The sequence below is a fragment of the Pseudomonas extremorientalis genome (assembly GCF_001870465.1).
Taxonomy (GTDB): domain Bacteria; phylum Pseudomonadota; class Gammaproteobacteria; order Pseudomonadales; family Pseudomonadaceae; genus Aquipseudomonas; species Aquipseudomonas extremorientalis.
The window spans coordinates 73837-96581 of sequence record NZ_MDGK01000017.1; the positions used below are offsets into that span (position 1 = coordinate 73837).

Sequence of the window (22745 nt, forward strand, 5' to 3'; positions counted from 1 at the left end):
TGGGAGGGGGAAAGTCTCTCCCACATTGGGTTTTATGCATGGCTGGAAATCACGCCGCTGAATACTTCTTCAACAACCACCAACCACAGGACTAGGGTAGGCGTCACGTTGCATAACAATAAGAACGCAGGATGCAGCAATGACCGCCATGACACGCTGCCTGGACCGTCCTGGATTCATGCCTCGGCTGTCCGCCCACCATCTGTTGCGCCCACGCCTGGCCGAGCCTTTGCTCGCGGCGCCGGTCAGGGTCAAGTTGCTGTGCGCCCCCGGCGGCAGTGGCAAGAGTGCGTTGCTGGCCGAATGCGCGTTGCAGGCGCCCGCGGGATGCCAGGTGTACTGGTTGCCGCTCAATGGCGTCGCCCTGAGCCCCCTCGACCTTTGCCGGCGCCTGGCGCAAAACCTCGGCTTGGCGTTCACTGACGAAGCCACGCTGCTGTCGGATCTTGGCCGCTGGTCAACATCGGCCTGGGTGTTCCTCGATGATTTCTGCCGCTTGCCCACCCCCGAAACCGATGCCTTGCTCGACCGCCTGCTCACGGCAAGCAGCCCCTCGTTGACCTGGTGGCTGGGGGCGCGGCGCCGTCCAGCCTGCAACTGGCCGCGCCTGCTGCTCGACGATGAGTTGCTGGAGGGCGGCACTGAGTTGGCGTTCACCCTTGAAGAAATTCAGCAACTGCTCCCGCTGGGGCAGTCACCGGACAGCGTGTTGCAGTTCAGCGCCGGCTGGTGTGCCGGCGTGCGCATTGCGTTGCTGGGGGACGGCCATCCGCAGAAAACCTTGCTCGATTATTTGCAGCACGAACTGTTCAGCACTTTGCCGCCCGAGCTGACGGAAGCCTGGCGCGTGCTGGCACACATGCCACGCTTTAATCCGGGATTGTGCGAGCACTTGTTCGGCTTTGGCGACGGTGACCACTACCTGCGCGAGCTGCAGGCCCTCGGCGCCTTTATCCAGCCTTGGGAAGATACCGAGTGGTTGCAGGTTTTCCCGCCGCTTGCCCGGCTGATACGCGATGACCCCTGGCCGGCCAAGCGCTCCTGGCATCGGCGTGCCTGCCAGTGGTTCACCGCCGAACAGGACTGGCAAGCCGCGTTCGAGCACGCGCTGCTGGCCGAAGAATACGAGGTGGCGGTCAGCCTGCTACAGCACTTCAGTTTCGAAGACCTGTTCCGCCAGCAGAACGCTGTATTGCTGCTGCGCTTGCACGAACAGCATGGCGAAGAGTTGATGCTCGGCTCGGCGCAACTGGTGGGGCTGGTGACGGCGGCGTTGCTGTTCGCCGGGCGCTTCGACCAGGCCGCGCAATGCATCGACCAGTTGGCAAGGTTTGCGCCGCAACCGACGGCGGTGCAACAACGCTACCTGCTGGCGCGCTGGCAGGCGCAGTGGGGTTGGCTGCTGCACTTGGGCGGCGATGCCGAGCGCTCCCGCGAACATTTCCTCGAAGCGCTGCAAGCCTTGCCCGACAGCGCTTGGACGTCGCGGCTGATGTGCCTGTCGGGCCTCACCCAGCAAGCGTTGCTGCGCGGCGAACTGGACGTGGCCCAGGCGCTGAGCCGCGAAGCGTTATGCCTGGCCCGCGCCCATGGATCGTTGCTGCTCGAGGCCTTGCTTGAGCTGGATCACGCGCAGTTGCTGGAGCAGCGCGGCGCCCCGTATCGCGCGCAGAGCCTGCTGGAGAATGTGCAGGCGATGTTGCTCAAGCAACGCCTGAAAGCCGGGCCGCTGGTGGGGCGTATCGCCCTGCGACGCGGGCACCTGGCGCTGCGTCAGGGCCAGGACAGCCTGGCTGCCGAGTGCTTCGAGAGCGGCATGAAGATGTGCCTGCACAGCCAGGACAAGCGCGTGCTCTACGGGTTTCTCGGCCTGGCCCTGCTGGCCGCCAACCGTGGTGACTACGCCGGGGCCTTTGTGCAACTGCGCGAGGCCGAACGCTTGATGCAACAGCGCCAGGTCCCCGACACGGTGTACCGCGCGGTGCTGCTGTTGGTCAGCGGGCATTTCTGGTTGCAGCAGGGGCGCGCCGAGTTGACGGTGGAAGCGATGCGTCGTGTGCTTCGCCACTTTCGTGGTCCCCAGGCCAAACAGGCGCCGCCGGCCACCCTGGAACTGATCCCGCGCCTGGAATACTTGCTGGTGCTGGCGGAAGTGAAGCTGGGCTGCGCCGAGCAACCGGTGGCGCGTATGACGGCTTTGCTGGAGGCGGCCCATCAACGCGGCATGCTCTGCCTGGAAACCGAATTGCACCTGGTACTGGGTGAGGTCGCCTGGCAAGTCGGCGACCCAGGTCAGGCGCGCCGCTCGCTGCAAACCGGGCTTGAGCTGGCGGCGCGCTGCCAGGTGCAGCAGGCGATTCGCGAACTGCGGTTGCGCTCGCCGGGGTTGCTCAGTGAGTTGGGCATGGAGCCCCAGGCCGCCGTGTCGGGCACGGCGGAGAATCCCCTGAGCCAACGCGAGCTGGAAGTGCTGCAGTTGATCGCCCTGGGCAACTCCAACCTGGAAATCGCCGACCGCCTGTTTATCTCCCTGCACACCGTCAAGACCCATGCGCGGCGCATCCACAGCAAGCTGGGGGTGGAACGGCGTACGCAAGCGGTGGCCAAGGCCAAGACCCTGGGGTTGATGACCTAGGCGCTGAAGGCCTGGCGATATTCGCCGGGGGTGGCACCCATGGCCTGGCGGAAGCGATGGGTGAAGTGGCTGGCGCTGGAGAAACCGCAGATCAACGCGACTTCACTCAAGGGCAGGGCGCCGCTGCGCAGCAGCGCCTGGGCGCGGGTCAGGCGGCGCGCCAGCAGGTACTGATGGGGCGGCAGGCCGAAGCTCTGGCGGAACATCCGCGCGAAATGGTATTCCGAGAGTGCGCACAGGCCGGCCAGTTGGCCCAGGCTGATCGGGTCTTCCAGGTGCTGGTCGATGTACTCCACCAACAGCCGCCGCTGGTACGCCGCCAGCCCGCCTTTAAGGCGCAGCCCGTCGCGTGCGCCCACTTGGCTGAGCAGCGTGTGGCTGAGCATTTCATGGGCCAGGCTGCTGGTCAGCAGGCGCTCGGCGGGTTCGTGCCAGTTCAGCGCGATCAACTGGTGAAAGCGTCGCGCCTGGCCGGCGTCTTCCAGAAAGGTGCTTTCGCGCAATTGCAGGGCGCGCGGTTCGCGGTCGAGCAGGGTGACGCAACCGAGGGCGAATTGCTCCGGACTGAAATACACGTGGGCCAGGCGGATCTCGCCGTTGATCACCCAGGCTGACTGGTGTTCGGCGGGCAGGATGCACAGTTTGTCGGGCCCGCCCTTGGTGCCGGGTTGGTCGCGCCGAAACGTGCCGGTGCCGCCGCCGATGTAGCAGGATAACGTGTGATGGCTGGGGGCCTGGTAGTCCTGCGAGTCGTGATGGTTGCTCCACAGCGCCGCAGACAAGCCGTCACCGAGCTCGGCGCAGGCTTCGAGGCGTGCGTTGGGCGAACGGTTAAGCGCTTGGAAGACTTGCAGGGATTCCAGATCTGGCATGGTTCGTACTCTCCGACGCTTTGCATCCTACTCCGCGCGGTTGTTGCTGTGATCCCATTGGCCGACAAAAGCGCAAGATTGTGCAAGAGCGCATCCCAGGTCGGGGGCCACACTGTGGCTCAACCGATGGAGCCCGCTATGAACCTTTCCCTGTATTTACTCACCGTGCTGATCTGGGGCACCACCTGGATCGCCCTCAAATGGCAGTTGGGCGTGGTGGCGATTCCTGTGTCCATCGTCTATCGCTTTGCCCTGGCGGCGCTGGTGCTGTTTGCGCTGTTGCTGGTGAGCCGCAGGTTGCAGGTGATGAACCGACGCGGGCACCTGATCTGTCTGGCCCAGGGGCTGTGCCTGTTTTGCGTGAACTTCATGTGCTTCCTCACGGCCAGCCAATGGATCCCCAGCGGGTTGGTGGCGGTGGTGTTTTCCACGGCCACGCTGTGGAACGCGCTGAACGCCCGGATGTTTTTTGGCCAGCGGGTGGCGCGCAATGTGTTGATGGGCGGCGGCCTGGGCCTGGCGGGGTTGGGCCTGCTGTTCTGGCCGGAGCTGGTGGGGCACACCGCCAGCCCGCAGACTTTGCTTGGCCTGGGCTTGGCGTTGCTGGGGACGATGTGCTTCTCGGCCGGCAATATGCTGTCCAGCCTGCAGCAGAAGGCCGGGCTCAAGCCGCTGACCACCAATGCCTGGGGGATGGCCTATGGATCGGCGATGCTGGCGGCTTACTGCGCGGTGCGCGGGATTCCCTTCGAGATGGACTGGAGTGCGCGCTACATCGGCGCGCTGGGGTACCTGGTGATTCCAGGTTCGGTGATCGGCTTTACCGCGTACCTGACGCTGGTCGGGCGCATGGGGCCGGAGCGTGCGGCCTATTGCACCGTGCTGTTCCCGGTGGTGGCGCTGAATGTGTCGGCGTTTGCCGAGGGGTATCAGTGGACCGCACCGGCGTTGGCGGGGTTGGTGCTGGTGATGCTGGGCAATGTGCTGGTGTTTCGTAAGCCCAAGCCAGCGAGCCCGGCCTTCAAGGCAAAGGCAATCTAAAAATGTGGGAGGTGCCAGGGTTATTTGAGGCCCAGGCGCTTGGCCATCCGCCCGAGGTTGGCACGGTCCAGGCCCAGTTCGCGGGCGGCACTGGCCCAGTTGTGCTGGTGGCGTTCCAGGCAGGCGCTGATGATCTGGCGCTGAAAGTGTTCGGTGGCCTGGCGCAGGTCGCCGGTCACCGGGGCGACCGCCTCGGAGGATTCTTCAACCAGCGGTGCGCTGACATCGGGCAGGTCCAGGTCCTGGGCGTTCAGGCTGAGAATCTTCGGACGCTCGCGACAGTTACCCAGCGCCTTGAGTGCGCTGCGTCCGATCAAGTGTTCCAGCTCCCGCACATTGCCCGGCCAGTTATAGGCCAACAGTGCCGCCTGGGCATCGCTGGTCAGGCGCAGGCTGCCCAGGCCCATGCGCGAGCGGTTCTGCTCCAGGAAGAAACCGGCCAGCAGCAACACATCGCGTCCGCGCTCACGCAGCGCCGGGACCTGCAGCGGGTACACACTGAGGCGGTGGTAGAAGTCGGCGCGGTAGCGACCGTTGCGTACTTCGTCGGCCAGGTCGCGGTTGGTGGCGGCGATCAGGCGCACATCGACCTGGTGTTCCTTGTCCGAGCCCAGGCGTTGCAGCTGGCCGCTTTGCAAAACGCGCAGCAGCTTGGCCTGTACGGTCAGTGACAGTTCGCCCACTTCATCCAGGAACAGCGTGCCGCCGTTGGCCAGTTCGAACTTGCCACGGCGTTCGTTCAACGCGCCGGTAAAGGCGCCGCGTACGTGGCCGAACAACTCGCTCTCCACCAGGGTTTCCGGCAGGGCGGCGCAGTTGAGGCTGATCAGCGGTTTGTCGGCGCGGGTTGAGGCGGCGTGGATGGCCTGGGCCACCAGCTCCTTGCCCACGCCGGTTTCACCGGTGATCAGCACGGTGAGGTCGCTGCCGCCCACCAGCTTGATTTCCTCGACCAGGCGCTTGTGGGGTTTGCTCTGGCCGATCATTTCCTTGTGCTGTTGGCCGCTGGCCTCGCGGTAGATTTCGGCGCGCAGGACCAGGTGTTCGATACGTTCGGCGACGTTCACGGTGGCGGCAGCGAGACTGGCGAACGCCTGCAGGGCGTCCAGCTCCACGCGTTCGAAACGCTCGGTATCGAGGGCGTCCAGCGTCAGCAGGCCCCAGGGCTGGTCGTCGACGAACAGCGGGCAACCCATGCAATCGTGTACTTCCAGGTGCCCGTGCAAACCATCGACCAGACCGTCGTAGGGGTCGGGTAATTCGCTGTCGCTGTCAAAGCGCGTGGGGCCGGGGCTGCTGAGCAGCACGGCAAAGCGCGGGTGCTCGCTGACCTTGAAGCGCCGACCCAGGGTGTCGGCGCTGAGCCCGTCCACCGCCAGCGGCACCAGCCACTCGCCGTCCAGGCGCAACAGCGCGGCGGCGTCGCAGGGCAACAGGGCGCGCATGGCTTGCAGCAGGCGGCGGTAACGTTCGCCCTCGGGCAGTTCGCGGGACAGGTCGGCGACCAGGGGCAGCAGGGTGGTGAGCAGCGATTGCGCAGTCATAATGACTCCTTGTAGTCCTAATGACTATAAGCTGTAGGAGGTCATACTGACTACATGTTAATTAAGTCGTTGAAAATAAACGGATTATTGGTTGGCACGAATACTGAGTAGATAAAGACAATCAGTAAAGAAGCCCAGGAGGCTCCCATGCTTAGTGCCCAAGACCGTGCCATCGTCAAATCCACCGTGCCCCTGCTGGAAAGCGGCGGTGAAGCGTTGATCACCCATTTCTACCGCATGATGCTGTCCGAGTACCCGGAAGTCCGCCCGCTGTTCAACCAGGCTCACCAGGCCAGCGGCGACCAGCCCCGTGCCTTGGCCAATGGCGTGTTGATGTACGCGCGACATATCGACCAACTCGACCAATTGGGCGACCTGGTGGCCAAGATCATCAACAAGCACGTGGCCCTGCAGATCCTGCCGGAGCATTACCCGATCGTCGGTGCCTGCCTGCTGCGTGCGATTTGCGAAGTGCTGGGCAGCGAGATTGCCACCCCTGAAGTCATGAGTGCCTGGGGCGCGGCCTACGGCCAACTGGCGGATATCCTGATCGGCGCCGAAGCTGCGATCTACGCCGAAAAAGCCCAGGCACCCGGTGGCTGGCGGGGGGCGCGGCCGTTTATCGTGGTCAAGCGCGTGGTCGAGAGCGACGAGATCATCTCCTTCTACTTTGCCCCTGTGGACAATGGCCCGATCCTCGCGGCCGCGCCGGGCCAGTACATCGGCATGAAGCTGGTGCTCGACGGTGAAGAAGTGCGCCGCAACTACTCCCTGTCGGCGTTGACCGATAGCGGGATGTATCGCATCAGCGTCAAGCGCGAAGCGGGTGGCCGGGTGTCCAACTACCTGCACGACCAAGTGCATGTCGGTGCGACCATCGACCTGTTCACGCCGTCGGGCGAGTTCACCCTGGCGGCCAGCGATAAGCCGCTGGTACTGATCAGCGGCGGGGTAGGGATCACACCCACCCTGCCGATGCTCGAAGCCGCCCTGGCTACCGAGCGCCCGGTGCACTTTATCCACTGTGCACGTAACGGCGGCGTACATGCGTTTCGTGACTGGGTGGACGCCCTGGCGGCGAAGCATCCGCAACTCAAGCGCTTCTACTGCTACACCGAAGACGATGGGGTGAGCCCTGCGGCGGACAAGGTGGGTTTGCTCAGCCAGGAACAACTGGCCGCCTGGCTGCCCGAGCAGCGCGACCTGGACGCCTACTTCCTCGGGCCTAAAGGCTTCATGGCTGCGATCAAGCGCCACCTCAAGGCCCTGGGCGTGCCTGAGCAGCAAAGCCGCTACGAATTCTTTGGCCCGGCTGCGGCGCTGGAATAGGGTTTAGCCGATACACCGGGTCGGCATCATCGTGGGCAAGCCCGGCTCCCACAGGGGATCGCATTTCTCTGTGGGAGCCGGGCTTGCCCGCGATGGCGTCCGCCCCGTCACAACATTTCTCTGGATTAATCCGCTGTTAACCCCCCTCTGTTTAAACGGTGGCCTGTGTGTAAACTTGCGCCCATTGGCACAACCAAACAAAGGGATACGGGGATGAGTGACGAATTGCGTTTAGGCAGGGAGCGGCGCTTTCTGGTGTTGCTGGGCATCATCTGCCTGGCGTTGATCGGCGGTGCGTTGTACATGCAGGTGGTACTCGGCGAGGCGCCATGCCCGCTGTGCATCCTGCAACGCTATGCCTTGCTGTTGATCGCGATCTTCGCGTTCATCGGCGCGGCCATGCGTAAAAAAGGTGCGATCACGCTGTTCGAAGGCCTGGTAGTGCTCAGCGCCCTTGGCGGTGTCGCCGCCGCCGGTCATCACGTGTACACCCAGTTCTTCCCCCAGGTCAGTTGCGGCATCGATGTGCTGCAACCGATCGTCGATGACCTGCCGCTGGCCAAGGTGTTCCCCCTGGGCTTCCAGGTCGATGGCTTCTGCAGCACACCGTACCCACCCGTACTGGGGCTTTCCCTGGCGCAATGGGCATTGGTGGCCTTCGTGCTGACCGTGATCCTGGTACCGCTGGGCATCTATCGCAATCGCCAGCGAAAAGCCTGAATCATTCACTCAAACGCCCCGGCGCTTCTTCATGAAGGCCGGGGCGTTTTTGTGTGTGGGAATTTGTGAACGCAACGTGACGCCGGACAATTTTGGGTGCGCGCAGTGTGCGACATGTTGTCACACGGAAGCCGCCGCAGGACGATTCTGACCCGCCGAACACCCGCTTAAATTTGCATAAAACCGCCAAGATGTGCTGTCAGTTCGTGGTGCTGGGAAGGCCGCGCACCTCGCGCCGCGCCAGGGATTCGGTGATGTCCGAATGCCTTGTTTTATGGGGGGTTTCATCGGTTTGGCAGCCCCTTACACACGGTAAGGGGGGCGGCACGCTGCCCTATAACACGGCAATTTTTGTGGTTTTTGTTGAGAATCGAACACGATAAGATCGCGAACCGTTGCAATAATGGTGAAGGATTATTGCTGTAATCGATAAAAATTATTTCTTTATAAGACATGGTTTATACATCGCTAGCTAACTACAATCGCCCGCACTGAATGTCCGGTGCTGTTCAATATTTGAGCACTGGAGCGGTCGAAGGGCAGATGGACGGCTCTGTGCGACCCCAAGGTTCCGGCAGCCTTTCAACTATCCGCACCAAATGGAATTGGTCTGTAACAAGGCCTTTAACCACGAAATCGAATAAGAACTCACCGCAGGTCCGTGAAACGTTCCCTTATGACGTGATGGGCAGGCTCTTATTCAATCGAAGAGAAATGCCAACCCTTGGCAGGGTGAAGTGTTGGCGATCAAAACCCAACTGCATTGCGCAAGCTGCTTTAGAGGTCGTGAGATGAGTAAAAACAGGTACCCCCGATTACTAGGCTTTTTGCCGCTGCTTGGCATGATGTTAATGCTGGGAGGCTGCAAGTGGACCTTGATGGACCCGAAAGGACAGATCGGTCTGGATCAACGAAACCTGATCATCACCGCCACCCTGCTGATGCTGCTGGTCGTGGTTCCTGTGATCATCATGACCTTCGCCTTCGCCTGGAAATACCGCGCGTCGAACACCAGCGCGACCTACGCGCCGAAGTGGTCGCACTCCACCAAGATCGAAATCGCGGTGTGGCTGGTCCCGATCCTCATCATCATCGCCCTGGGTTACATCACCTATAAGTCGACCCACGAGCTGGACCCGTACCGTCCGCTGGAGTCCGACGTCAAGCCGATCAACATCGAAGTGGTCGCGCTGGACTGGAAGTGGCTGTTCATCTACCCGGACCTGGGTATCGCCACGGTCAACGAGATCAAGTTCCCCGAGCACACCCCGCTCAACTTCCGGATCACCTCCGACGCCGTGATGAACTCGTTCTTCATCCCTGCCCTGGGTGGCCAGATCTACGCGATGGCAGGCATGCAGACCCGCCTGCACCTGATCGCCAACGAAAAAGCTGAAATGGAAGGCATCTCCGCGAACTACAGCGGCGCTGGCTTCACCGGCATGAAATTCAAAGCGATCTCGACGAGCCAGGAAGATTTCAACGCCTGGGTAGCCGAAGTCAAGGCCGCACCTAAACAGCTTGATCAAGCTGAATACGATGCCCTGACCAAACCGAGCCAGAACAACCCAGTCGCCCTGTACTCCGCGTATGAGCCGAACCTGTTTCAGAAAATCGTCGACAAGTACGAAGGTATGAAGCCAGGCAAGCCGGTCAAGCACGAGAAGAAAGAAGTGGCCGTGGTTGAAGGTTCTGACACGGGCTCGCATTCAACTGCTGGGGCAGAGGAGTAAACGATGTTTGGTAAATTAAGTTGGGATGCGGTCCCGTTCCACGAGCCGATCGTGATGGTGACCATCGCCATGATCGCGCTGGGTGGTCTGGCACTGTTTGCAGCAATCACTTATTTCAAGAAGTGGACCTACCTGTGGACCGAGTGGCTGACGTCCGTCGACCACAAGAAAATCGGCGTCATGTACGTCATCGTTGCCATGGTCATGCTGCTGCGTGGTTTTGCCGACGCCATCATGATGCGTACCCAGTTGGCCATGGCCACCGAGGGTTCGCCTGGCTACCTGCCACCTGAACACTATGACCAGATCTTCACCGCCCACGGTGTGATCATGATCATCTTCATGGCGATGCCATTCTTCACCGGCCTGATGAACCTTGCCTTGCCGCTGCAGATCGGTGCCCGTGACGTTGCCTACCCGTTCCTGAACTCCCTGAGCTTCTGGCTGCTGGTTTCCGGTGTTGTGCTGATCAACGTGTCCCTGGGCGTCGGCGAATTCGCCAAGACCGGTTGGGTTGCGTATCCGCCATTGTCGGGGATCCAGTACAGCCCGGGCGTGGGTGTGGACTACTACATCTGGGCGCTACAGTTATCAGGGCTCGGGACGACATTGACGGGGGTCAATTTCCTGGCCACCGTCCTGAAAATGCGCGCCCCTGGCATGAAACTGATGGACATGCCGATCTTCACCTGGACCTGCACCTGGGCCAACGTCCTGATCGTGGCTTCGTTCCCGATCCTGGCCGCTACCATGGCGCTGCTGTCGCTTGACCGTTACCTGGATTTCCACATTTTCACCAACGAACTTGGTGGCAATCCAATGATGTACGTGAACCTGTTCTGGGCATGGGGTCACCCTGAGGTGTACATCCTGATCCTGCCAGCGTTCGGTATCTTCTCCGAAGTGATCTCGACCTTTACCGGCAAGCGCCTGTTCGGTCACCACTCGATGGTCTACGCATCGGGCGCGATCTCCGTACTGGGCTTCATGGTGTGGCTGCACCACTTCTTCACCATGGGTTCGGGCGCCAGCGTCAACGCCTTCTTCGGCCTGGCGACGATGCTGATTTCCATCCCGACGGGGGTGAAGCTATTCAACTGGCTGTTCACCATCTACCACGGCCGTCTGCGTATCACCAGCCAGGTTCTGTGGACCCTGGGCTTCATGGTGACTTTCGCCATCGGCGGCATGACCGGCGTACTGCTGGCCATCCCGGGTGCTGACTTCGTCCTGCACAACAGCCTGTTCGTGATCGCTCACTTCCACAACGTGATCATCGGCGGTGCGGTATTCGGTTACATCGCTGGTTTCAGCTTCTACTTCCCGAAAGCGTTCGGCTTCAAGCTGCACGAAGGTTGGGGCAAGGCTGCATTCTGGTTCTGGATCTCGGGCTTCTTCGTCGCGTTCATGCCGCTCTACGCCTTGGGCTTCATGGGCATGACCCGTCGTCTGAACGCCACTACCAACCCTGAGTGGGTGCCGTACCTGTACGTCGCCATGTTCGGTGCGGTGATGATCGCCGTGGGTATCGCCTGCCAGCTGATCCAGCTGTACGTGAGTATCCGTGACCGTAAGCAGAACGCTTGCGAATCCGGCGACCCATGGAATGGCCACACCCTGGAATGGTCGACTTCGTCGCCACCGCCGTTCTACAACTTCGCCGTGATCCCTACCGCGAACACCATTGATGCGTTCACCGAAGCCAAGGAAGACGGTACTGCGTACCAGCGTCCGAAGCACTACGAACCTATCCACATGCCAAACAACACCGCCACTGGTGTGGTGATGGGCGCGCTCTTGACTGTGTTCGGTTTCGCGATGATCTGGCACATCTGGTGGCTGGCAATCGTGAGCCTGGTGGGCACTATCGGTTACTTCATCATTCACGCTGCCCGTGATGATCAAGGCTACATGGTGCCGGTCGAGACGATCGAGCGCATCGAAGCCGAGCAGCACGCTCGCCTGGTAGCCGAGAAGAAGATCCCGGCCAACCGTGTTGAAACCTCGTTGGAACAGGCTTAAACCATGTCGAACTTAGTGACCAATGCTGGACACGCCCATGTCGATGACCATGGGCACGATGACCATCACCACGACTCGGGGCCGATGACCGTTTTCGGTTTCTGGCTCTACCTGATGACCGACTGCATCTTGTTTGCGTCGATCTTCGCGGTGTACGCGGTACTGGTAAACAACGTAGCGGGTGGCCCGTCGGGCCACGACATCTTCGAACTGCCTTACGTGCTCGGCGAAACCGCCTTGCTGTTGTTCAGTTCGATCACCTACGGCTTCGCCATGTTGGCCTTCTACAAGGGCAACAAGAAAGGCGTACTGAGCTGGTTGGCCCTGACCTTCCTGTTCGGCCTGGGCTTCATCGGCATGGAGATCAACGAGTTCCACCTGCTGATCTCCGAAGGCTACGGCCCGCACCGTTCCGGCTTCCTGTCCGCGTTCTTCACGCTGGTAGGCACCCACGGTCTGCACGTGTCTGCCGGCCTGCTGTGGATGGCGGTGATGATGTATCAGGTCAATAAGCACGGCCTGACCAACACCAACAAGACTCGCCTGACCTGCCTGAGCCTGTTCTGGCACTTCCTGGACGTGGTCTGGATCTGCGTCTTCACCGTTGTTTACCTGATGGGGACTCTGTAATGGCTAATGCACACTCCCATGACCATGACAGCCATGATGCAAGCCACGGCAGCGTCAAGTCGTACGCCATCGGCTTCATCCTGTCGGTAATCCTGACGCTCATCCCGTTCGGTCTGGTGATGTACCCGACCCTGCCGAAGTCGATCACCTTGATGATCGTGCTGGCATTCGCGGTGATTCAGGTTCTGGTGCACCTGGTGTACTTCCTGCACCTGGACCGTTCCAAGGAGCAGCGCGACAACGTGGTTGCGTTCGTGTTCGCAGGGATCGTAATCGTACTGCTGGTTGGCCTGTCGATATGGATCATGTTCAGCATCCATACGTTCATGATGGCGAAGTGAGGTAAGACCCGATGTCGCTTAAGCACTTTATCCAAATCACCAAACCGGGGATCATTTTCGGTAACGTGCTTTCTGTGGCGGGCGGTTTCTTCCTGGCCTCCAAGGGACATGTCGATCTGGCCATCTTCCTGGCTGCAATGATCGGTACGTCCCTGGTGGTAGCTTCCGGATGTGTGTTCAACAACTGCATCGACCGTGACATCGATATCAAGATGGAGCGCACCAAGAATCGTGTGCTGGTCCAGGGCCTCATCTCCCTGAAACTGGCACTGATCTACGCGACCGTCCTGGGTGTTGCCGGTGTGGCGTTGTTGTACAAGGTGGCCAACCCGCTGGCGGCGCTGTTTGCCGTGATCGGTTTTGTCATCTACGTCGGCCTCTACAGCCTGTACCTCAAGCGCAAGTCGGTTCACGGCACGCTGGTGGGCAGTCTGTCGGGGGCGATGCCGCCGGTGATTGGTTATGTGGCTGTGACCAATAGCTTCGACATGGCCGCGCTGACGCTACTGGTGATGTTCAGCCTGTGGCAGATGCCGCATTCCTACGCCATCGCGATTTTCCGCTTCAACGACTACCTGGCTGCTTCGATTCCGGTATTGCCGGTAAAACGGGGTATCCAGGTCGCCAAGAAACACATCCTGCTGTACATCCTGGCCTTCCTCGTGGCGACCTTGATGTTGACCTTCAGTGGCTACGCCGGCATGAGCTACCTTGCCGTTGCCGCCGCCATGGGCATGTACTGGTTGTACATGGCCTGGACCGGCTACAAGGCGGTGGATGACACCGTCTGGGCGCGCAAGCTGTTCGTGTTCTCGATCTTCACCATCACCGCGCTGAGCGTGATGATGTCCCTGGATTTCCAAGTGCCGAAAGAGCTGTTGTTGACCTACGCTCACTGAGTGGTCCCGCAGTGAAAAAGCCCCGCCTTCGAGAGAAGCGCGGGGCTTTTTCTTGGACGGGGTTTAAATCCCCGGCTGCGTTTATCGTCATACCCCTCAGTACGTGCTGTGCGAATCCATCACCCGCCTACAAGGAGTAGCCCTATGGTCAGCGTAAGTCGTCGGTCCCTTCTCGCCCTGGGCGCCGCCCTGCCTCTGCTGGGGCGCCTCGATTGGGCGGTTGCCAGCCCGCCGACCAAGATTGACAAGGTGCTGCTCAACTACAACGAAAGCCCCTATGGGCCCTCTCAGGTCGCCCGCGAAGCCATGCAGAAGGGAATCGCCACAGCCGGGCGTTATCCCTACAAACACATGTACGCCCTGGCCGGGCTGTTTGCCCAGCAGCAGGGGATTGCCGAAGAACAGGTGGCGGTATTTGCCGGCTCCATGGCTGCACTGCGCTATGCCGTTCTGGCATTCACCAGCGAGACCCGCGGTCTGGTGATGGCTACGCCATCCTACGAAGTGCCACGTCAGGCGGCGCAGGCGAACAAGGCCTCGGTCAAGGAAGTCAGCCTCAACGCCGACCACGCCCACGACATCCCGGCCATGCTCGCTGCCGACCCCCAGGCCGGCATGCTCTACCTGTGCAACCCCAACAACCCGACCGGCACCGTGACGCCCACCGACGCCATCCGCCAGGCCTTGGCACACAAACCCGAAGGCAGCGTGTTGGTGGTGGATGAGGCCTATATCGACTTCGCCAATACGCCCAGCGTGGTCAGTTGGGTCAAGGACCACGATGACCTGCTGGTGCTGCGCACCTTCTCGAAAATCTACGGCATGGCCGGTGCCCGCCTGGGCCTGGCGGTCGGTCATCCGGCGCTGCTGGAACGCCTGGCCGTGTTTGGAGGTGACAACGTCCCGGCGGGCAGCACGTTGCTGGGCGGCCTCGCCAGCCTGGAGGACGTGAAGCTGTTGCCGCAACGCAAAGCCCTCAACAATCAACTGCGTGATGAGACCGTGGCGTGGTTGAAAGGCCGGGGTTTCACCTGCACCGCGTCACAGGCCAACTGCTTCATGATCGACGTGAAGCAACCGGCGGAGCAGGTGATCGAAAAGCTGGCGGCGCAAGGTGTGATGATCGGCCGGGTGTTTAAAAGCTGGCCGCAGTGGGTACGGGTGACGGTGGGGGACAAGCAGGATATGGCGCGGTTTCGCGAGGTGTTTGCGCAGCAGGTCAGTTGACGCGACGCCGAACACATGTGAGAGCGGGCGTGCTCGCTCCCACATGGTACCCAGCAGTGTTGCGGATTAAAGGGTTGGGATTAAGGGTTACTGCTGCGCGATGCTGTACCCATCAAACGCCGTCTGCTGCTGCAACGCGGTAATCACGCTCTTGCGGTTCAAAGGCTGTTCGGCACCGGCGTTATCCACAAAGCTCTCGACTTCCAGCTCCGCTTCATCGCCTTCACCCACAAAGCTGAAGCCCAGGAACTCGAACGCCTCACGGTCAACGTTCAGTTTCGAGCGCGGCGTGCGCAGCGGCAGGGTGACGCTGATGCCATCCTTGCTGATCACAAACACTTCGGCTTCTTTCTTCGGGCGGGATGCCTTGCTCTTGCCGGCGCTCGGGTTGCTGATGGCCTGGTGGCTCTGGTTCAGCACTTTCAACGCCAGGCCGTAGACCAGCTCCTGGAACTCGGGGTCGTCCTTGAAGCAGGACAGGATGCGGCTGATGGAGAACTGGCTGCTCAAGTTTTCCAGGGCAGCGTTGTCGGCGGCCTCGGCGTCCTTGAGCTGTTTGAGCTGACCCATCAGGTCGTAGGCCTTGTCGTCGTCGAAGGCATCGTGGGCCTGACGGATGGCCACGCGCAGTTCGCGGATCTGGTCGCTTTCCTTGGAGGTGTGGAACGCGTCCAGCACCATCTCGCTGATGATCTTGGCGGCGGGCAGATGCTGTGAAAGATTGATGGCGTTTTCGTATTCGGCTTTGGCGTGCAAGGCGACGACGGATTCTTCGGTGGCAGATTGTTCGGTGTAAGAATCGGACATTGAAATTTCACTACTTCAGTAAACGAGGACAAAAAAGCGTCGGGCATTTTCAGGGGGGAGGGAGGTCAGGTCAAGGCAGCACACTGCCTTTGAGGTTCCGCTGATCCATATCAAGTGGCTGCTTGGGGAATTTCGCGACAACAAGCCTGGGGCTTGGCTGGCCCTGGTGATCTGCCTGATCACGCATAAAAACAATTGCAGACCTGAACCGAGGAGACCACTCCAGGTCAGGTTTTAAAGGAGTATTGCGATGTTCTCGGGACAACCGCGCCCGGACTTCCCCGACAAGGTCAAGGACTAGCCGAACGGCGGCAGGCCCGTGGATGCGCGCTACTAGTCCAACTGCTTGAGGCAGGCCTCGAGGATATCCAGGCCTTCTTCCAGCACTACGGGTTCAATGGTCAGCGGCGCAAGCAAACGGATAATGTGCCGCGACTTGCCGCTGGGCATCAGCAACAACCCGGCGCCCCGCGCCAGGCCCAATAGTTGAGCGAGCTGTTGCGGTGCAGGGGTGCCGTCGGCGTTGGCCAGCTCGATGCCGCGCATGGCGCCGACGCCGGTCAGGCGGCCCAGGTACGGCAGGCCTTGCGCCCGCCAGCTTTCATAGCGGCTGACGATGGCGTGTTGCTGCTGTGCGCCCCAGGCGTGCAGGTGTTCGTCAGTCATCGCATCCAGCGTGGCCAAGGCCGCCGCACACGCGATGGGGTTGCCGGAATAGGTCCCGCCCAAACCGCCTTTGGGCAGGTTATCCATCAGCGCCTTGCGCCCGACCACGGCGCCCAGCGGCACTCCACCGGCGATGCTTTTGCCGAGCAGGATCAAGTCCGGTTCGATACCCAGCCGCGAGAACGCAAAGCGCTGGCCGGTACGACCAAAGCCCGACTGGATTTCATCGGCAATCAGCAGGATGTCGTGTTCATCGCAAAAGCGTCGCAGCGCCTGGGCGAATTCGCTATCCAGTGCGAGAAACCCGCCTTCGCCCTGCACCGGCTCGATGATGAAACAGGCCACATCGTTGACATCGATTTCCACGCTGAACAGGCGCTCCATGGCCTTCAACGCTTCGGCGCAGGTCACGCCATTGTCGGCACTCGGATAGGGCAGGTGATACACCGGGCCCGGCAGCACACCGACTTTCTGTTTGTAGGGGGCCACCTTGCCGTTGAGGTTGAGGGTGGCCAGGGTACGACCGTGGAAGGCACCGTCAAAGGCGATCACTGCCGTGCGGCCAGTGGCGCCGCGCACGATCTTCAGGGCGTTTTCCGCCGCTTCCGCGCCGCTGTTGGTGAGCATGCCGCTGACCGGGTAGGTCACCGGGATAAATGCCGTCAGCCGCCCCATCAGTTCGATGTAGGGCGCGTGCGGCACCGCGTTGAACGCGTAATGGGTCAGCTGGGTGGCTTGGTCACGAATCGCCTCGACCACGCCCGCGTGGCAATGACCGAGGTTGAGCACACCGATTCCGCCGACAAAATCAATATAGCGTTTGCCCGTGGTGTCCCAGACCTCGGCATTTTTTCCGTGGCTGAGGCTGATGGGGTGCACGATGGAAATCGACTGGCTGATGGTTTCGTGGCTCATGAATCGCAGACTCGGCAGTGACGGGCGTCTTTTTATCTAAGCCGGGCACCCACCCTTGTCGCAAACGAAATAAAGTCGCCGGGTCATGACTGAAAATCGCGATGTGCGCCTACATAGTCGACCATCCAGCTCAGGAAAGCCTTCACCTTGGGAATCTCGCCGGCATGTTCGGCATGGGCGATAAAGTGCGCGCCGCTGCTGGGCATCGCATAGTCCCAGGGGATCATCAGGCTGCCCTGGGCCAGCTCCTCGGCCACCAGATACTGCGGCACCAACGCGACGCCATAGCCCGACTGCGCCGCGCGAATGCACATGTAGAACGTGTCGAAGCGCGGCCCGTGATAGCTGTTCTGCGAGTGCAGGCCCTGCTCCAGGAACCACTCATGCCAGGCCTCCGGGCGCGAGGTGCATTGCAGCAGGGTGTGACGTGACGAAGCATCACTGCCTTCGGCGACAAAACCCGGCGCACACACCGGCACCACTGCCTCACGGAACAGCTCGATGCAAGTTGCTCCCGGCCATGAACCCTGGCCGAAGAAAAACGCGATATCCGCCTTGGCCTGCAACACATCGAACGGCTCCAGCTCGTTGCGCACATCCAGGTGGATGTTCGGATGCTTCGCTGCAAAATCCTTGAGCTTGGGCACCAGCCAGCGGTCGCCGAAGGTCGGCTGGGTGGCGATGCGCAGCACTTCGGTCTCGCCGCCGTAGGTGAGGATGTAGCGGCTGGAGATGTCCACCTGTGTGAGGATTTTGTGCACTTCGGCCAGGTACAGCGACCCGGCCGGCGACAGGTACAAACGCTGGCGCACCCGGTCGAACAGGTTGTGGCAGAGCATCTCTTCCAACTGCGCGACCTGTTTGCTCACCGCACTCTGGGTCAGGTGCAGTTCTTCGGCGGCACGGGTAAAGCTCAAGTGGCGGGCGGCTGCCTCGAAGCATTGCAGGGCGGTCATCGAAGGGGTCAAGCGTTTTGAAATCATGCACTTCATTCCAAATCGGAAGGAGCCTTTGCCTAAAGGTCGTTTGTGGCAGCGGCGCAAAGCCGTTGATACTGCCCGGCAGCACTATAAACCGGCGCGGGCTGCACGACGCCGAATAATAAGGAATGACAGGGAGAGCCTTGCATGAACCCATTCAAAACCACCTTGGCCATGATCGGCGCCACCGCTGCATTGGGCCTGGCGAGCAGCGCGCAGGCGGGCGTGACCCTGGACGCCATCCAGAAGAAAGGCTTCATCCAGTGCGGTGTCAGCGACGGCCTGCCGGGTTTTGGCGTACCGGATAGCACGGGCAAGATGACCGGCATCGATGTGGACGTGTGCCACGCGGTGGCGGCGGCGGTCTTCGGCGACGCATCGAAAGTGAAGTTCACCCAGTTGACCGCCAAGGAGCGCTTCACCGCACTGCAATCCGGTGAAATCGACCTGATCTCGCGCAACACCACCTGGACCAGCTCCCGCGATTCGGGCATGGGACTGGTGTTCACCGGCGTGACCTACTACGACGGCATCGGCTTTCTGGTGAACAACAAACTGGGCGTTACCGGCGCCAGGCAGCTGGACGGCGCGACCGTGTGTATCCAGGCCGGCACCACCACCGAGCTGAACGTCTCGGATTACTTCCGCACCCACGGCATGAAGTACACGCCGATCACCTTCGACACCGCCGACGAAAGCGCCAAGGGCCTGGAGGCCGGGCGCTGCGACGTGCTGACCACCGACCAGTCGGGCTTGTACGCCCAGCGCATCAAGATGGCCCACCCGGACGAGTTCGTGGTGTTGCCGGAAGTGATCTCCAAGGAACCTTTGGGGCCGCTGGTGCGTAAAGGCGATGATGAGTGGTTCAGCATCGTCAAGTGGACCTTGTTCGCCATGCTCAATGCCGAGGAAATGGGCATCACCTCGCAGAACGTCGAGGAGCAGGCCAAGAGCAGCAAGAACCCGGATGTTGCCCGGTTGCTGGGAGCTGATGGCGAATACGGCAAGGACCTCAAGCTGCGCAAGGATTGGGTGGTGCAGATCGTCAAGCAGGTGGGTAATTACGGCGAGGTGTTCGAGCGCAACATCGGCCAGGGCAGCGTGCTGAAGATCAAGCGCGGGCTCAATGCGCTATGGAACAACGGCGGCATCCAGTACGCACCGCCGGTTCGATAGCACGGGGGCTGTTATTCAGACACTCCATCTTTTCCCGCCGCTTTGGCGCGGTACAACGCCTGGTCGGCACGCGCCATCAGCGCGGCGGGGGACTCATCCCGTTCGCGCTCGGCTACACCCAGGCTCAAGGTGACTCTGAAGTCGCCGCCTTGCGAGCTGTTTTTCAATTGCTGGCGGATGCTCTTTGCCAGTGCCTTCGCACTGTCCAGCGAGGTCTTGGGCAGGACCAGCACAAATTCGTCGCCGCCCCATCGGGCCAACAGATCCCCACGGCGAATACAGCGTTGCAGGCATTCCACTACCTGCACCAGCGTCTGATCGCCCACGCCATGACCGAAACGGTCATTGATCGGCTTGAAGTCATCGATATCCATCGCGATCAGCGTCAGCGGCAGGCGAAAGCGTTGGGCGCGGTCGCATTCTTCCAGCAGCACTTTCTCCAGGCGGTAGCGGTTGGCGACCAGGGTCAGGGCATCCCGTTCGGCCAGCGAGCGGTTTTCATCCAGCTGTAGCTGCAACTGCTGGTTGACCCGCGACAGCTCGCGTGTGCGCTCGGCCACCAGCGCCTCAAGGGATTGATTGCGTCTTTCCAACTGTTCGACGGAGCATTTTCGCAGATGAATGTTGCGATGGGCGCCTACCATCCTTGCGACCGAGCCGTCGGCGTTACGCGCAATCACGTAGCCACGGTCTTCGATCCACAAGTAGCTGCCGTCTTTTTTGCGGCAGCGGTACTCGGCCTGGTAGTGAGGGGCACGCCGGTGGATGTAATCGTCAAACAACTTCATTACTTGGGCATAGTCGTCCGGGTGAATCACGCTTTCCCAGGTGAATACACTGTTCTCCAGCGCGTGGCGGGGATAACCCAGCATTTCGTACCAGCCTGGGTTGCGGTAGACGAACCCTGTATTGGCGTTCCAGTCCCAGATCCCGTCGCTGACCAACTCCAGCACGGTGTGCAGCATGTCGGCGTTGAAGTGAGAGAAGTCCTGTTCCAACGGGTTGTTGTCGGAGTTATCGACCATGTGCGCATTCCTTGCCTGAGCAGGCCTCAAGGCCTGCCGTTGTTGACGCCGATACTCCGTGGCTGGCGCTACTGTACAACGGGGCCTGGGTGCTTTGAATAGGGCAGATGTACGGCTAAAGGTTGATGGCTAATGGCTATTTACCAGGTGCCATCATCTCCGTCCGCCCCTTCCCATCCGCGTTGTGCTGGTAGATCGCCTCAGGCTGGCCTTGCTCGTTGAAAAACACCTGGCCGATCCCCGCCGAATTCCACAACCGCTCGCCGGCTTCGGCATGCTCGGGAATATGCGGCACCACCTGCATACTGCGACGGCGCGTGAGCCCGTTGAGGGGCGAGCGGGGTGAGTAGAGCCAACGGTTGAGCCGGTCAAACCATTCCAGCAGACGTGGAGGGAATTCATTCTTGATGCCACTGCTGGTGATCTGCCAGATCCTGGGGCCAGCGTTGCGATGGCGGATCAGCACTTCGTAGACGAATGAATAGTGAACGTCACCTGAAAGGATCACGTAGTTACCCGGTGTACGCGAGTGGCGAAAGATATTGAGGATCACCTGGGCAGCGCCACGGTGGGCCATCCAGTTTTCCGCATCCACCAGCAACGGGTGGCCGCACCAGCTGAAAATCTTCTGGACCGTCTCGATCAACTTCACGCCAAAGATTGGGGCGGGGGAAACAATGATGGCCGAAGGATGGTCGAGCAGTTCCTGTTGCAGCTCACTTAACGCCTCCCAGTCCAGCAGGCCGGACGGTTGCTTGAGGGTGAACTCGCTGCGCCAACGGCGCGTTCGGGTGTCGAGCACCACCAGGGCCGGGGTAGTGGGTAGCACGTAGTGCCATTGCTGGAAGTTGAGCAGCGCTTGGATCAAATCATCCTGGGCGGCGGCTTGCAGGTGGTTGGCCTGGGGCTGGCAGGTGAGCGCCTGGGTTTGGCTGACCAGTTCGTTGAACGCCTCCGGCTGGTTGCCCCAGCCCTGGCAGAGCAGGTACGCCAGCAGAGCGTTACCGATGATGCGTTTGGAGAACGGGTGGCCGTAGGCGGTGGCTTCCCATTGGGCGCTGAGGTTCCAGTCGTCGGTGATGTCGTGATCGTCAAAGATCATCAAGGTGGACAGGTGCGCGAACACCCGGGCGACGGCTGGCAGGCCCTTGCGGAATCGGTCGAGCTGCATTTGTTCGCGGGTGTAGCGCTGCAGTTCTTCTGTACCCAGCTGAGGCGCTTCGGGCGCGATCAGTTCCCAGGACGTTGGCGACCATACCAGCAAGTACATCGCGATGACTTCAGCGAAGGTCACGAGGTGATTATCAGCAGTGCTGCTGGTGAAGATCGGTTTTTTCACACCGCCAAAGAAGCGTTCACGCAGGGTTTCGTTGCTGTCCAGTGCCGGCAGCAGGTCGGCGCGATGGTAGTAGCTGGCACGATGCCCGTAGAGGCTGGCGCTGTCATCGATCACGGCGCCCTCCAGGTATTCATCGAACAGGCCCAGGCGTGCGATCAATGCATGTATGGCGCGCAACATCGGCCCGGCCACATCGTCGGCGTACACCTGGTCACCGCTCATCATCAGCAGGGCCGGGCGCTCGGCGGCAGTGGTGGCATCGGCCAGCAGGCGGTCGACACACAGCAGGCCTTCATCGGCGCTGTGATGGGGTTTGCGGCATGAGCCGTGTACCAACTGGTGGATACGGCTGTGCAAAACGAAGCTTGGGTATTGGGCGTTGGCGTACAGCAGGTGTGGCGCCCAGTCGGCGATGCCGGTGTTGTCGAACAATAGGTCGTAACGGATCGTTATGTCCTGGGGCAGGGCATCGTCCAGCGGTACATCGATCAAGTGGATAAAAGCATGGTGCCCCACCGGAACGACCTGGCAATGATCCAGGTTGATCTCCAGGATTTGGGCGGGCAGATGCAACTGCAGGGTCAGTTGCAGGGCTCGACTGCCCACCAGCCACAACACCAGGCGCCGGGATTCGAGGCGGCGCAGCAGTGGGCCGGCCAATACGGCGGGCAGTGTATCGAGGTGCGGCATGCAGGTAATGGTTCCACGCTGGGCTTGACCGGCAAGGTTAACTCAGTAAGTGTCATGGTTTTGTTAAACAAGGATACGAAGGGCCGTGCACTGCCCTTCGTAATAGGACGGGTTAGAGCAATCTGCCTTGACCAATAGAGTCTAGCCCACCTCC

Annotated in this window: 18 protein-coding genes; 11 read left to right on the forward strand and 7 right to left on the reverse strand. The window is 60.9% G+C overall.

The genetic code is table 11. The annotated features are described in order from the left end of the window. The first annotated feature begins 139 nt into the window (after nucleotides 1-139). The gene (locus BFN10_RS07805; RefSeq protein ID WP_071489198.1) at nucleotides 140-2635 is read left to right on the forward strand and encodes a LuxR C-terminal-related transcriptional regulator; all 2496 of its coding nucleotides are present in this window, start codon (nucleotides 140-142) and stop codon (nucleotides 2633-2635) included. Here the strand turns inward: BFN10_RS07805 and BFN10_RS07810 are convergent. Beyond that, entirely contained in the window at nucleotides 2632-3507 is an 876-nt protein-coding gene (locus BFN10_RS07810; protein WP_071489199.1) for a helix-turn-helix domain-containing protein, read from the reverse strand. The two genes, BFN10_RS07805 and BFN10_RS07810, sit on opposite strands and share 4 nt — an antisense overlap. Nucleotides 3508-3645: 138 nt before the next feature. Here BFN10_RS07810 and BFN10_RS07815 point away from each other — a divergent pair, with 138 nt between their 5' ends. After that, the gene (locus tag BFN10_RS07815) at nucleotides 3646-4548 is read left to right on the forward strand and encodes a DMT family transporter (protein ID WP_071489200.1); all 903 of its coding nucleotides are present in this window, start codon (nucleotides 3646-3648) and stop codon (nucleotides 4546-4548) included. A 20-nt stretch (nucleotides 4549-4568) separates the two neighbouring features. Here the strand turns inward: BFN10_RS07815 and norR are convergent, their stop codons facing one another. Next, nucleotides 4569-6092 carry a nitric oxide reductase transcriptional regulator NorR gene (norR, locus tag BFN10_RS07820; RefSeq protein WP_071489201.1) on the reverse strand — a complete coding sequence of 508 codons (1524 nt, stop codon included), beginning with the start codon at nucleotides 6090-6092 and terminating at the stop codon, nucleotides 4569-4571. Between the two features lie 147 nt (nucleotides 6093-6239). Here norR and hmpA point away from each other — a divergent pair, with 147 nt between their 5' ends. From hmpA to ptaA, 8 genes are all read left to right on the forward strand, one after another. Next, on the forward strand, nucleotides 6240-7421 hold the full coding sequence (gene hmpA, locus BFN10_RS07825) for an NO-inducible flavohemoprotein (RefSeq protein ID WP_071489202.1): 1182 nt from the start codon (nucleotides 6240-6242) through the stop codon (nucleotides 7419-7421). A gap of 213 nt (nucleotides 7422-7634) precedes the next feature. Beyond that, on the forward strand, nucleotides 7635-8141 hold the full coding sequence (locus tag BFN10_RS07830) for a disulfide bond formation protein B (protein WP_058426762.1): 507 nt from the start codon (nucleotides 7635-7637) through the stop codon (nucleotides 8139-8141). Between the two features lie 791 nt (nucleotides 8142-8932). Then, a complete protein-coding gene (gene cyoA, locus BFN10_RS07835) occupies nucleotides 8933-9874 on the forward strand; it encodes a ubiquinol oxidase subunit II (RefSeq protein ID WP_071489203.1) in 942 nt (313 codons plus the stop codon). A 3-nt stretch (nucleotides 9875-9877) separates the two neighbouring features. Then, entirely contained in the window at nucleotides 9878-11896 is a 2019-nt protein-coding gene (cyoB, locus tag BFN10_RS07840; RefSeq protein WP_071489204.1) for a cytochrome o ubiquinol oxidase subunit I, read from the forward strand. Between the two features lie 3 nt (nucleotides 11897-11899). Next, a complete protein-coding gene (locus BFN10_RS07845; protein ID WP_058426759.1) occupies nucleotides 11900-12526 on the forward strand; it encodes a cytochrome o ubiquinol oxidase subunit III in 627 nt (208 codons plus the stop codon). Next, nucleotides 12526-12867 carry a cytochrome o ubiquinol oxidase subunit IV gene (cyoD, locus tag BFN10_RS07850; RefSeq protein ID WP_016979640.1) on the forward strand — a complete coding sequence of 114 codons (342 nt, stop codon included), beginning with the start codon at nucleotides 12526-12528 and terminating at the stop codon, nucleotides 12865-12867. Before BFN10_RS07845 ends, cyoD begins: the two co-directional genes overlap by 1 nt. A gap of 11 nt (nucleotides 12868-12878) precedes the next feature. Continuing rightward, complete coding sequence (gene cyoE, locus BFN10_RS07855; RefSeq protein ID WP_003194050.1) at nucleotides 12879-13766, forward strand: heme o synthase; 888 nt, start codon at nucleotides 12879-12881, stop codon at nucleotides 13764-13766. Between the two features lie 144 nt (nucleotides 13767-13910). Then, nucleotides 13911-14993: a pyoverdine biosynthesis transaminase PtaA gene (gene ptaA / locus BFN10_RS07860; RefSeq protein WP_071489205.1), complete on the forward strand. Its 1083-nt coding sequence runs from the start codon at nucleotides 13911-13913 to the stop codon at nucleotides 14991-14993. Nucleotides 14994-15080: 87 nt separating this feature from the next. Here the strand turns inward: ptaA and BFN10_RS07865 are convergent, their stop codons facing one another. The 3 genes from BFN10_RS07865 to BFN10_RS07875 all read right to left on the reverse strand — a co-directional run bounded on the left by BFN10_RS07865 (nucleotide 15081) and on the right by BFN10_RS07875 (nucleotide 18364). Next, nucleotides 15081-15800 (reverse strand): hypothetical protein, encoded by a 720-nt coding sequence (locus BFN10_RS07865; protein ID WP_071489206.1) that lies wholly within the window; start codon nucleotides 15798-15800, stop codon nucleotides 15081-15083. 333 nt (nucleotides 15801-16133) lie between these two features. Continuing rightward, on the reverse strand, nucleotides 16134-17381 hold the full coding sequence (locus BFN10_RS07870; RefSeq protein WP_071489207.1) for a 2-aminoadipate transaminase: 1248 nt from the start codon (nucleotides 17379-17381) through the stop codon (nucleotides 16134-16136). 83 nt (nucleotides 17382-17464) lie between these two features. Then, the gene (locus BFN10_RS07875; protein WP_071489208.1) at nucleotides 17465-18364 is read right to left on the reverse strand and encodes a LysR substrate-binding domain-containing protein; all 900 of its coding nucleotides are present in this window, start codon (nucleotides 18362-18364) and stop codon (nucleotides 17465-17467) included. Nucleotides 18365-18508: 144 nt separating this feature from the next. On the opposite strand from BFN10_RS07875, the gene BFN10_RS07880 reads away from it, so the two are divergent. Continuing rightward, entirely contained in the window at nucleotides 18509-19537 is a 1029-nt protein-coding gene (locus tag BFN10_RS07880) for an amino acid ABC transporter substrate-binding protein (protein ID WP_071489209.1), read from the forward strand. 11 nt (nucleotides 19538-19548) lie between these two features. Here BFN10_RS07880 and BFN10_RS07885 read toward each other — a convergent pair whose 3' ends face one another. Continuing rightward, complete coding sequence (locus BFN10_RS07885; RefSeq protein WP_071489210.1) at nucleotides 19549-20562, reverse strand: diguanylate cyclase domain-containing protein; 1014 nt, start codon at nucleotides 20560-20562, stop codon at nucleotides 19549-19551. A 136-nt stretch (nucleotides 20563-20698) separates the two neighbouring features. After that, on the reverse strand, nucleotides 20699-22591 hold the full coding sequence (locus tag BFN10_RS07890; protein ID WP_071489211.1) for an alkaline phosphatase D family protein: 1893 nt from the start codon (nucleotides 22589-22591) through the stop codon (nucleotides 20699-20701). Between the last annotated feature and the right edge of the window lie 154 nt (nucleotides 22592-22745).

Bases quoted from the DNA above. Each gene is read 5' to 3' on its own strand.
- BFN10_RS07805 (WP_071489198.1), top strand. From the start codon at position 140: ATGACCGCCATGACACGCTGCCTGGACCGTCCTGGATTCATGCCTCGG.
- BFN10_RS07810 (WP_071489199.1), bottom strand. From the start codon at position 3,507: ATGCCAGATCTGGAATCCCTGCAAGTCTTCCAAGCGCTTAACCGTTCG.
- BFN10_RS07815 (WP_071489200.1), top strand. From the start codon at position 3,646: ATGAACCTTTCCCTGTATTTACTCACCGTGCTGATCTGGGGCACCACC.
- norR (WP_071489201.1), bottom strand. From the start codon at position 6,092: ATGACTGCGCAATCGCTGCTCACCACCCTGCTGCCCCTGGTCGCCGAC.
- hmpA (WP_071489202.1), top strand. From the start codon at position 6,240: ATGCTTAGTGCCCAAGACCGTGCCATCGTCAAATCCACCGTGCCCCTG.
- BFN10_RS07830 (WP_058426762.1), top strand. From the start codon at position 7,635: ATGAGTGACGAATTGCGTTTAGGCAGGGAGCGGCGCTTTCTGGTGTTG.
- cyoA (WP_071489203.1), top strand. From the start codon at position 8,933: ATGAGTAAAAACAGGTACCCCCGATTACTAGGCTTTTTGCCGCTGCTT.
- cyoB (WP_071489204.1), top strand. From the start codon at position 9,878: ATGTTTGGTAAATTAAGTTGGGATGCGGTCCCGTTCCACGAGCCGATC.
- BFN10_RS07845 (WP_058426759.1), top strand. From the start codon at position 11,900: ATGTCGAACTTAGTGACCAATGCTGGACACGCCCATGTCGATGACCAT.
- cyoD (WP_016979640.1), top strand. From the start codon at position 12,526: ATGGCTAATGCACACTCCCATGACCATGACAGCCATGATGCAAGCCAC.
- cyoE (WP_003194050.1), top strand. From the start codon at position 12,879: ATGTCGCTTAAGCACTTTATCCAAATCACCAAACCGGGGATCATTTTC.
- ptaA (WP_071489205.1), top strand. From the start codon at position 13,911: ATGGTCAGCGTAAGTCGTCGGTCCCTTCTCGCCCTGGGCGCCGCCCTG.
- BFN10_RS07865 (WP_071489206.1), bottom strand. From the start codon at position 15,800: ATGTCCGATTCTTACACCGAACAATCTGCCACCGAAGAATCCGTCGTC.
- BFN10_RS07870 (WP_071489207.1), bottom strand. From the start codon at position 17,381: ATGAGCCACGAAACCATCAGCCAGTCGATTTCCATCGTGCACCCCATC.
- BFN10_RS07875 (WP_071489208.1), bottom strand. From the start codon at position 18,364: ATGATTTCAAAACGCTTGACCCCTTCGATGACCGCCCTGCAATGCTTC.
- BFN10_RS07880 (WP_071489209.1), top strand. From the start codon at position 18,509: ATGAACCCATTCAAAACCACCTTGGCCATGATCGGCGCCACCGCTGCA.
- BFN10_RS07885 (WP_071489210.1), bottom strand. From the start codon at position 20,562: ATGGTCGATAACTCCGACAACAACCCGTTGGAACAGGACTTCTCTCAC.
- BFN10_RS07890 (WP_071489211.1), bottom strand. From the start codon at position 22,591: ATGCCGCACCTCGATACACTGCCCGCCGTATTGGCCGGCCCACTGCTG.